Origin of the sequence: Acidovorax lacteus, from assembly GCF_039540375.1 — a bacterium.
Classification (GTDB): Bacteria; Pseudomonadota; Gammaproteobacteria; order Burkholderiales; family Burkholderiaceae_C; genus Acidovorax_G; species Acidovorax_G lacteus.
The window spans coordinates 14755-24785 of sequence record NZ_BAABEX010000002.1 but is presented as its reverse complement, the minus strand read 5'-3'; the positions used below and the strand labels follow the sequence as shown (position 1 = coordinate 24785).

The window sequence follows — 10031 nt, the reverse complement described above, 5'->3', positions numbered from 1 at the left end:
TACATCCCACACCCGCACTTATGGGTCATTTGGATGCAGCACTTGTCCGCCCGGCTCCGAATCCGGGAGGGGGCGATTGCGCGGAGGCGTTGAGGCGACGCTGCTCTCTAGCCATTCATTCAAGGCCAGACCCGTAGTCACTACCGCGCGGCTCATGGTGTCGTAGGTCTCGTCCAGAAACGCAGCAATCTCCCGTGGCGGCTGCGCTTGTTGCTTGCGTGAAAAAGCGCTCAACAGCACCTCAAACGGCGTTCGCTCAGACACGCTCCATCCCACCCTGACTGGCAGGCCGCCATGGTGTTTGATGTGGTTCGTCACATCCGCGAGCGCTTGGTATGCGGGGGCTGAGCTCAACGCCGCTAAGGCCTGCTGGATTGGGGCGAGTTCTGGCACCGTTGTCGCTTCTCGCGCCAATTGGGCGCATACCGTGCCCAGCGACACCTTGCCCAAGGGGATTCGTTGGTCCACGTTCCACCCGAGGCTGTAGTACAGGACATGCGCCAGATTGTCTGCAATCGCATGCTGCGCTTGCACGCTGGCATACACATAGCCCTCAGCGGCTACGAAGAAGTAGTTGCTGGCGCCGATGCCCTTCTCTTCATCCATCCACATCAGATCCCACCAGGGCGTGCCCGCTTCCAGGGGCTGGCGCAGGTGTTCATCCACCAACCGCTGGTAGTCCTGAAAATGAATACGCGCATGGATAAGCCGGGCGGTCACTGCTCGGAGTACGGGGCGCAAGGCCTCTAACTCCTGATCGCCCCACCGTGCGCGCACCAGTTCACGGGTGCGTGACATGTCCCACACTGGTGACGCAGTGCCTCCGGCCAATTCCGTCATGCCTGCAATGGACCGCCTAAAGCAGCCTCGGTGGCGGCCTGTGCTTCAGGCAGGCGCAGCTGGCCGGAGATCAGGCGGGGGAGCAGGGTGTCGCGGAGGGTGGAGAGGGTTTGGGCTTGCTGTTCGTTTGCGGTCAAGCGTGCAAACAGCGCTTCCGCAGCCTCTGTGAATGCAATCACCAGACCGTTGGTGGGCACCAAGGCTGGAATGGGGCGGAATGCCTTCTTGCTGATCTCCATGAAAGTAGATCCGTTGGCTCTGCCTTTGATGTTGTCCATGTTCTGACGGCACCAGAAGTACATGTAGAGCGGTGGCAGCAAACGACCGGGCAGCATGGCGATATAGCCTTGATTGATCGCCAGCGGCACTTGGGCCAGTGCAAGATAGCCAATGGGTGCCCGTGACGACATCAACAGCGTGCCAGGCGGCAGAAGGCCTGAGCCAATCTTTGCCAGCCCTTGCCCGCTGATCTTTCGCTCTGTATCGAGCAGCACAGGTGCTGCAATGCCAGACAGATCCTTCGGCGATGTCCAGCAATGGGTGGGAGGGTCCCAGAACGCTTCATTTTTGGTGTCTGGGGTAGCGCCCCCAACCGCCTCAATGGCATCGCCAACGGGCATCACCCGCCACCCCCTCGGCACCACCCCCAACTCCGACGTTTCAAACCCATCGGGAAACAGCGCCGCAGTAGCCTCATCCATGCCTTCGGGCGTGCGGCCTTCCATCTTGGCGCGCACGGGGTCGAAATCGACGAACCAGGACTTGAACAGGGCCTGGGCGATGGCTTCGAGGGTGGCGTTGGTTTCGCGCAAGAGGGTGATGCGGTCGTCAAGCATTGACAGTAACGAAACCGCTGCTCGCATCTCCTCTTCATCGACTGGATACGAAACAGGAAAGTTCCGAATTTCCGTCAGCGAGATGTACTGCTGTGTTGAGCCTTTTTTCCGTTGCTCGATGAGAGCTTGGCCTTGAGGCGATCGCAAAAAATAGTAGAGCCACTTCGCTCTGAGTTCTGACCCACACTTCAATAGGCCAACGTTCTTGATAGCGAATAATGGTTCCGTCTGCTCAACGATGCAGACCTCACCCACTGTGCCGATCATCGTCAACAGCAAATCCCATTGATCTACCTTGCTACGCCGGTTGATCTCGGCGTAGTCCTCGTCAGAAATCAGATAGGCAGACTCCATAACGAGTCGTCCGTCCTTTACGTTTTTTGATGTGACGAGCAATTTGCCTTTTGGAGATTCCTTTGGGCTGTCATGAGTCCCATCCGCAACACGCAAGCAGTACGAACTACAAGGGACTGTTTGAAAGAACGGGGATATCTCAGAACTCATACCCCAGCCCCCCCAACTTCGCCCGTATCACCGCATCCAGCTCCGCACCCTTTGCCATCTGCTCGCCCAGCTTTTCGGTGAGCTTTTGCATCTTGTCGGCAAAGGCTTCGTCGTCGTCTTCCACTTCTTCCGCGCCCACGTAGCGGCCCGGGGTGAGCACATGGCCGTGCTGGGCGATCTCGGCCAGGGGCACGCTGCGGCAAAAGCCTTTTACGTCTTCATAGCTGCCTGCGCCCGGCTCGCCGCGCCAGGCGGCCACCACGGCTTCGATGCGGGCGATGGTGTCGTCGGTCAGCTCGGCCTGTACGCGGCTGATCATGCGGCCCTGCTTGCGGGCGTCGATGAACAGCACCTCGCCCTTGCGCTTTTTCTGCTTGGCCAGGAACCACAGGCAGGCGGGGATTTGGGTGTTGAAGAACAACTGGCCGGGCAGGGCCACCATGATTTCGACCACGTCGGCATCGACCATGGCAGCGCGGATCACGCCCTCGTTGTTCTGGCTGGAACTCATGGAGCCATTGGCCAGCACGATGCCAGCGCGGCCCGTGGGCTTTAAGTGGTGCAGCATGTGCTGCAACCAGGCGTAGTTGGCGTTGCCGTGGGGTGGGTCGCCGTATTCCCAGCGCGGGTCGCCTTCCAAGCTGCCGTGCCACCAGTCGCTGATGTTGAAAGGCGGGTTGGCCAGGATGTAGTCAGCCCGCAGGTCGGGGTGCTGGTTGTGGGTAAAGGTGTCGGCAGGCTCGCGGCCCAGGTTGTAGTCGATGCCGCGAATGGCCAGGTTCATGGCGGCCAGGCGCCAGGTGGTGGGGTTGGCCTCTTGGCCGTAGATGCTCACATCGCCCAGCTTGCCGCCGTGGGCTTCGATGAATTTCTCACTCTGCACAAACATGCCGCCTGAGCCGCAGCACGGGTCGTACACCTTGCCTTCGTGCGGGGACAGGATGGCGACCAGGGTTTTGACGATGCTGGCAGGCGTGTAGAACTGCCCACCCCGCTTGCCCTCGGCACTGGCGAACATGCCCAGAAAGTATTCGTACACCTGGCCCAGCACATCGCGCGCAATGGCGGCGTCTTCGCCAAAGCCGATGGTGGAAACCAGATCAACCAGCTCGCCCAGCTTGCCGTCGGGCAGTTGCGCACGGGCATAGCGCTTGTCGAGGATGCCTTTGAGCTTGGGGTTCTCGGCCTCGATCAGCGTGAGGGCGTCGTCAATGCGCTTGCCAATGTCGGGCTGCTTGGCGGCGTTGCGCAGCGCCTCCCACCGCGCACCTTCGGGCACCCAGAAGACGTTGACCTCTTTGTAGTAGTCGCGGTCTTCCAGCTCGGCCTCAATGTCTGCGGGGTCGGCGTCGCCGTAGAAGTATTCGTCGTCGGGGTTGGTCAGACGGGCCGTCAGCTCAGCACGGCGGGCGGCGAAGGTGTCAGAGATGTATTTGACGAAGATGAGGCCGAGCACGAGGTGCTTGTATTCAGCGGCGTCCATGTTGGCGCGCAGCTTGTCGGCGGTGGCCCAGAGGGTTTTTTTGATGTCGTCGAGCATGTAAAAGCAACGGAAAGCGGCCGCTGCATTATTCACAAGCGCGTGGAGGCGCCAATGAAAGAATGGTCTGACGGTGCGCGCTTAACGAGTTGGGATACTACGGCGGTCGCGCCGGGCCGTTCTGTGCGACCTTCGATGGCGAAGTAGGGGGCTGGCCCCGTCGGAGACCGCTCGAACAATCATTGCTGCGCAGAACGTGTCACATCGTCTGATCAACGCCACACCGATGAAGCGGCGGCAAATGATGGTACTTTTGATGGTACTTTTGTTTTTCTAAATGCCTAAATCCAGTATCTACGGGGCTTTCGTGGCGTTGTGTGAACTCCTCCGGGGGCCAAAACTTCATCTCACCAAGGCTCACCGCCTCTCGAAACCCGCACGCTGCTTGGCGTTGCGGGTTTTTTTGCGGCCTCGTGCGGTGTTCTCGCGCCCCTTGGTCCCTTCGAACGCGTTCCGTGGGGCGTTGGTAGCGCGGGCCAGGCGTCTTTCAGAAGCCTTAATGCCTGTGCGAAGGGTTTGAGACGTTTTGGGCTGCTCGTGCTTATGAATCAAGCACGAGCAGCTCATAAATTGATAGCAAGTAAGACTTGCAAGACGGCGCACGTGCCCGCTCCATGCTGCACCAATGGCGGCCCTGGGCGGTGCTGGCGGTGCTCCGAAGGCCGGGCGTGCGCGGGGATCAGGCCGTATTCACCCCGTCAGGGCGCTTCGTCGAACACCAGCGCCGGAGGGCTGAGCACGCGAGCCACACCGGCAGGGGCGTTGCCCGGCGCATCACCCACCGGTTCGACGGCGGCCATGGTGAGCAGAGCCAAGCCGTGGTTCAGCGGGGCGTAATAGCTGCCGGCCGGGGTGTCGATGGCGCGGCGCTGCAGGCCGTTGCCTTCACTGAGCACCGACCCGGGCTCTGCGATGCGCAGCACCGGCAGCCCCAGGGCGCGCAGCTGTTCCACGGCGCGCAGGTTGTCGGCCGCCAGCCAATAGCCGCAGGGACGGGTGCGGGTCTCTCGGGCCTGTGGTGCAAGACCGTTGTCCCATTCCACCGACACCGTCTGCTCTGCCCCGGTGCGCGGGTCCAGCAGCGTGAGGTCGCGGCGCTCGCGCCGGGCCTCGGCCCGCAGCACGGCCGGCTCACGGCAGGCTTGGGCGCTGGTCTCACGCGCAACGAAGGTGCGCACCTGTTCGAGTGATGCTGCGCGCTCCGCCGCCTGCCGCAGCACGGCTGTGAGCGCAACGACCTGGGTGTGTACGCGCCGCTGCAGGTCTTGCATCGGGTCAGCGGTACGTCGGCTGGCCACCACCAGCCCGATGCTGTTGCGCAGCGCCTGCGCGTTGGCAAGCCGGGCTGGGTTGAGATGGTCGGAGTCCAGAGGGGCCTGCGGCGTGGCACCGGTCAGCCGGTGAAACGGGTCGCTGCTCAGGCGTTCTGCCTGCAGGCCCTGCTGCAGCGCGGGCGCAAACCACTCGGCGGCAGCTTTGCGCAGAAACTCGGGGTAGTTGGCCGGGCTTGCGTATTGCACGAGGGCATCGGCGCGGCCCACCAGCGACCAGGGCTCCAGGTACGGTTGGGACGCATCGTATTCCCGGCTCTCGACCAGCACGGCCGCCCGGTAGTCGCCGAGAACGCGCGCCAGTGCGCGGGCTTCCGGCGTCTGCAGCGCCAGATGGTCGGCGTCCAGCGGGGGGCTGCTGGATGTGCCCGCAGTGTTGTGGGCTGCGCCATCGGGATTGGCCCGCGGCACCAGCAGGACGTGGATGCGATCGAGCAGTGGCTCCAACTCGCCACGCGCCAACTCCTGGGCCAGGTGCAGCAGTGCCTCGGCGCTGGCGCCGTCGGTGCCCTGCTGTTGGCCCACGAGGGCAATCACGGGTTTGCCGGTGGCATCGACCGAAGCCGGGGACGCGTTCGCCACGCGGCCGATCAGCACCCCCACGATGGGCTCCCCCCGCGCGCTGTTGCCCAGCGCAAGGGGATGGGCGCGTGTGCCGCGAGCGTTTTCGGGCAAGGCCCCCAGGCGGGCGATCCAGTCGGCCAACTCCGCTAGGGTGGTGAGCGCACGGCGATGGGGCGCGAGCCCCGGGGTCTGGTAGACGACGGCTGGCGCCGGGAATCGCGCCGCCAGCGGGTCGCCACTGGCGGCCATGCTGGGAACCACAGCGGCGGGTATCGGGGTCACCACCGGCTGCGGTGCTGCGGCGGGGGGCGCCTTGGGGCTTGGGGCAGCTGCGGGCGGCAAGGGCCGGGGAGCCGACGCCGCGGCTTGCTGGGGGCGCGGCGCAGGGGCGTTTGGCATGGTTTTGGAGACATTGCCCAGCACAGGGCCCCCAGGCCAGGGGGGCAGTGGGGTGCTGGTGCAGCCTGCGAGCAAGGCAACAGCCGCCAGTGCTGCGGCTCCGCCCGCGGCCCGCATTTCCGTCTGGGCGGGGGGCAGGGCACGTGGCAGCCAGGGCGTCAGGCGGAAGGCAAGGGCTCGGTGGCGGGACATGGGTGCAGATTCCTCAGGACAACGGGCCGGCATGGCCATCCGGCGATTGTGCGCGGAACCTGTGCCCCGTCATGCGATGCCAGTGACATCGGCGGGGCAAAGTGTTTCAGCCTGTGAGCACCGGTCGCGCGGCGTAGCACGCCAGCGCGATCGGCTCAGGACGGTGCTCAACGGCCGTAAGAGCCGCGGCCACCGCCCGAGGAGCGCCCGCCACCGAAGCCGCCACTGCGGCCGCCGCCACCACCGCCACGACGGCCGCGTTCGGCCATGCTGTCAACGCTGGTGCGCATGGGGTCGGGCTGCGCGGAGCCGCGACCGCCGCGGTCGGGCTGCATCTTCAGCCCAGCCTGGGTGCCGAGGTGGGCATTCATGCGCGGGGGTTGGTCGTCCAGGCGCGATCCGCCCGAAGCATGCGCCGGGCGGCCACCCTTGGCATGGCGGTTGCCCGCGCCCTGGCCGCCGCGGTTGCCATTGGCGGCAGGGCCACGCGGCGCAGTGCCCGGGCCGTTGCGAGGCCCTGCAGAACGGGCTGGGCCGCCCTGGCTTTCGGCCGCCTTGGGGGCCGATCGTCCGCCACCACCGCCGCCGCCACCACCGGCTGCCTTGTTGGTGCGGATGCGTTCCATCATTTCAGCGCGGGCGGCCTTGGCCGCGGCCTGCATCACCTCGCGGCTCGGAGGTTTGCCTGCGCCGCCCCAGATGGTCTGACGCCCCATGGCAATCGGCTCGGCCTTCTCACCCGCTTCGGGGCCGAAGCCGTCGAGCACCTGCACCGGGATTTCCTGTTTGGTGAAGCGCTCGATGTCCATCATGAAGCCTTCTTCGTCCATGCACACCAGGCTGACGGCATGGCCCTCGCGGCCCGCACGGCCCGTGCGGCCGATGCGGTGCACGTAGTCTTCGGGCACGTTGGGAATCTCATAGTTCACCACGTGCGGCAGGTCGTCGATGTCAATGCCGCGTGCGGCAATGTCGGTGGCCACCAGGGCGCGGATGTCGCCGCTCTTGAAGCCTGCCAGCGCTTGTGTGCGGGCGCTCTGGCTCTTGTTGCCGTGCAGCGCCATGGCGCTCACGCCGTTCTTGCTGAGAAAGTCGGCCACGTTGTTGGCACCGAACTTGGTGCGCGTGAACACCAGCACCTGGCTCCAGTTGTGCTCCTGGATGATGTGCAGCAGCACCTGTTTTTTCTTGCCGCGGCCCACCGGATGAATGACCTGCGAGATCCGCTGCACCGTGGTGTTGCGGGGGGTGACCTGGATGCTCTGCGGGTTGCGCAGCAAGGTGCCCGCGAGGTCGCGGATTTCGTCGCTGAAGGTGGCCGAGAACAGCAGGCTCTGCTTGCTTTGCGGCAGCAGGGCCAGCACCTTCTTGACGTCGTGGATGAAGCCCATGTCCAGCATGCGGTCGGCCTCGTCCAGCACCAGCACCTCCACGGTGGACAAGTCCATGAAGCCTTGCTGCTGAAGATCCAGCAGGCGGCCTGGCGTGGCCACCAGCACGTCCACGCCGCGCTTGATACGGTCGATCTGAGGGTTCATGCCCACACCGCCGAAGATGACGGTGGAACTCAGGTCCAGATACTTGCCGTAGTCGCGCACCGATTCCTCCACCTGTGCGGCCAGTTCGCGGGTGGGGGTGAGCACCAGGGCGCGCACGCCCTTGCCGCCGAACTTGCTGCGCGCCACAGCGCTTTGCGACAGGCGCTGTAGCAGCGGCAGCGTGAAGGCGGCGGTCTTGCCCGTGCCGGTTTGCGCACCAGCCAGCAGGTCATGCCCTTGCAGCACCAGGGGAATCGCCTGGGCCTGGATGGGGGTGGGGCTCTCGTAACCCTGTTCGAGCACAGCCTTCAGAATGGCCGGTGCCAGGTTCAATTCTTCAAATTTCATGGATGAGGGAGGCGCCCGTCCGGGGCGCAGGGTCTGCCTGTCAAGGCCACCGCGGGTGGCCGAGCCAGTCTCAGGCAAGACGGGTTCAAAGGTGGGAGCCCGGACGCGACGGTCCATCGTCCCCAGCAGACTGCTGACGCTGCAGACAACTGGCGTCTACAACCCCTGTATTGTCGCATGGACCGATAATCGCGGTTTGCATGCGGATGTCCCGCGTCCTCTTTTCTCTCCAGAACCAATGGCCCAATACGTCTATTCGATGAACCGTGTCAGCAAGACCGTGCCGCCCAAGCGGCAGATCTTGAAGGACATCTCCCTGAGTTTCTTCCCCGGTGCCAAGATCGGCGTGCTGGGCCTGAACGGCTCCGGCAAGTCCACGCTGCTCAAGATCATGGCCGGAGTCGACAAGGAGATCGAGGGCGAGGCCATTCCGATGCCCGGTATCAAGATCGGCTACCTGCCCCAGGAGCCGCAGCTCAACCCCGAGCACACCGTGCGCGAAAGCGTGGAAGACGCCATGGGTGAGGTGTTTGCCGCCCGCGCCAAGCTCGACGAGGTGTACGCAGCCTATGCCGACCCGGAAGCCGACTTCGACGCGCTGGCCGCTGAGCAGGCACGCCTGGAGGCCATCATTGCGACCGCTGGCACGGATTCCGAACACCAGCTCGAGATCGCCGCCGACGCCCTGCGCCTGCCGCCCTGGGACGCCAAGATCGGCGTGCTGTCGGGGGGCGAAAAGCGCCGCGTGGCCCTGTGCCGCCTGCTGCTATCCAAACCCGACATGCTGCTGCTTGATGAGCCGACCAACCACCTGGACGCCGAGAGCGTGGATTGGCTGGAGCAGTTCCTGCAGCGCTTTCCGGGCACCGTGGTGGCCATCACCCACGATCGCTACTTCCTCGACAACGCTGCCGAGTGGATTCTCGAACTCGACCGCGGCCATGGCATTCCGTACAAGGGCAATTACTCGGAATGGCTGACGCAGAAGCAGGCCCGCCTTGAATCCGAGCAAAAGGGCGAAGAAGCCCGGGCCAAGGCCCTGAAGAAGGAACTGGAATGGGTGCGCCAGAACAGCAAGGGCCGCCAGGCCAAGAGCAAGGCCCGCATTGCGCGCTTTGAGGAACTGAGCGACTACGAATACCAAAAGCGCAACGAGACGCAGGAGATCTTCATCCCGGTGGCCGAGCGCCTGGGCACCCAGGTTATCGAGTTCCACAACGTGACCAAGAGCTTTGGTGACCGCGTGCTGATCGACAACCTCTCATTCAGCATTCCGGCTGGGGCCATCGTCGGCATCATCGGCCCCAACGGCGCGGGCAAGTCCACGCTGTTCAAGCTGATCGCCGGTCGCGAAAAGCCGGACACTGGCGAGGTGGTGATTGGTTCGACCGTGAAGATGGCCTACGTGGACCAGTCGCGCGATGCGCTGTCGGACGAAAAAACGGTCTGGGAAGATGTGTCGGGCGGACTCGACATGCTCAACATCGGCAAGTTCCAGATGGCCAGCCGTGCTTACTGCGGCCGTTTCAACTTCAACGGCGGAGACCAGCAGAAAAAGGTGGGCATGCTCTCCGGCGGCGAGCGCGGACGCCTGCACCTGGCCAAGACGCTGATCCAGGGCGGCAACGTGCTGCTGCTGGACGAACCGTCGAACGACCTCGACGTGGAAACCCTGCGCGCGCTTGAAGATGCCCTGCTCGAGTATGCGGGCACCGTGCTGGTCATCAGCCACGACCGCTGGTTCCTTGACCGCATTGCCACCCACATTCTGGCTGCGGAAGGCGACAGCCAGTGGACCTTTTTCGATGGCAACTACCAAGAGTACGAGGCTGATAAGAAAAAGCGCCTGGGTGAGGAGGGCGCTCAGCCGAAACGAGTGCGCTATAAGGCACTCAAGTAAGCGCCTGTCCGTTAGGATGGAAGCCAGAAACCCTGCCGC

General features: G+C 64.1%; 6 protein-coding genes. 1 reads left to right on the top strand and 5 read right to left on the bottom strand.

Going from position 1 to position 10031, the window contains the following annotated elements:
* Nucleotides 1-18: 18 nt before the first annotated feature.
* The 5 genes from ABD866_RS00975 to ABD866_RS00955 form a co-directional block, all read right to left on the bottom strand.
* Nucleotides 19-798: a hypothetical protein gene (locus tag ABD866_RS00975; RefSeq protein ID WP_345060318.1), complete on the bottom strand. Its 780-nt coding sequence runs from the start codon at nucleotides 796-798 to the stop codon at nucleotides 19-21.
* A 38-nt stretch (nucleotides 799-836) separates the two neighbouring features.
* Nucleotides 837-2030, bottom strand: coding sequence for a restriction endonuclease subunit S (locus tag ABD866_RS00970; RefSeq protein WP_345060316.1), 1194 nt, complete (start codon nucleotides 2028-2030; stop codon nucleotides 837-839).
* A 139-nt stretch (nucleotides 2031-2169) separates the two neighbouring features.
* Nucleotides 2170-3720: a class I SAM-dependent DNA methyltransferase gene (locus tag ABD866_RS00965; RefSeq protein WP_345060314.1), complete on the bottom strand. Its 1551-nt coding sequence runs from the start codon at nucleotides 3718-3720 to the stop codon at nucleotides 2170-2172.
* Between the two features lie 698 nt (nucleotides 3721-4418).
* Nucleotides 4419-5897, bottom strand: a complete 1479-nt coding sequence (locus tag ABD866_RS00960; protein WP_345060311.1) for a M14 family zinc carboxypeptidase — start codon at nucleotides 5895-5897, stop codon at nucleotides 4419-4421.
* 476 nt (nucleotides 5898-6373) lie between these two features.
* Entirely contained in the window at nucleotides 6374-8092 is a 1719-nt protein-coding gene (locus ABD866_RS00955; protein WP_345060309.1) for a DEAD/DEAH box helicase, read from the bottom strand.
* Nucleotides 8093-8330: 238 nt separating this feature from the next.
* Here ABD866_RS00955 and ettA point away from each other — a divergent pair, with 238 nt between their 5' ends.
* Nucleotides 8331-9992, top strand: coding sequence for an energy-dependent translational throttle protein EttA (ettA, locus tag ABD866_RS00950; protein WP_345060307.1), 1662 nt, complete (start codon nucleotides 8331-8333; stop codon nucleotides 9990-9992).
* The last annotated feature ends 39 nt before the right edge of the window (nucleotides 9993-10031 follow it).

What these genes read in the sequence shown, in the direction of transcription:
- ettA (WP_345060307.1), top strand. Translation starts at nt 8,331, where the DNA reads ATGGCCCAATACGTCTATTCGATGAACCGTGTCAGCAAGACCGTGCCG.
- ABD866_RS00975 (WP_345060318.1), bottom strand. Translation starts at nt 798, where the DNA reads ATGTCACGCACCCGTGAACTGGTGCGCGCACGGTGGGGCGATCAGGAG.
- ABD866_RS00965 (WP_345060314.1), bottom strand. Translation starts at nt 3,720, where the DNA reads ATGCTCGACGACATCAAAAAAACCCTCTGGGCCACCGCCGACAAGCTG.
- ABD866_RS00955 (WP_345060309.1), bottom strand. Translation starts at nt 8,092, where the DNA reads ATGAAATTTGAAGAATTGAACCTGGCACCGGCCATTCTGAAGGCTGTG.
- ABD866_RS00970 (WP_345060316.1), bottom strand. Translation starts at nt 2,030, where the DNA reads ATGGAGTCTGCCTATCTGATTTCTGACGAGGACTACGCCGAGATCAAC.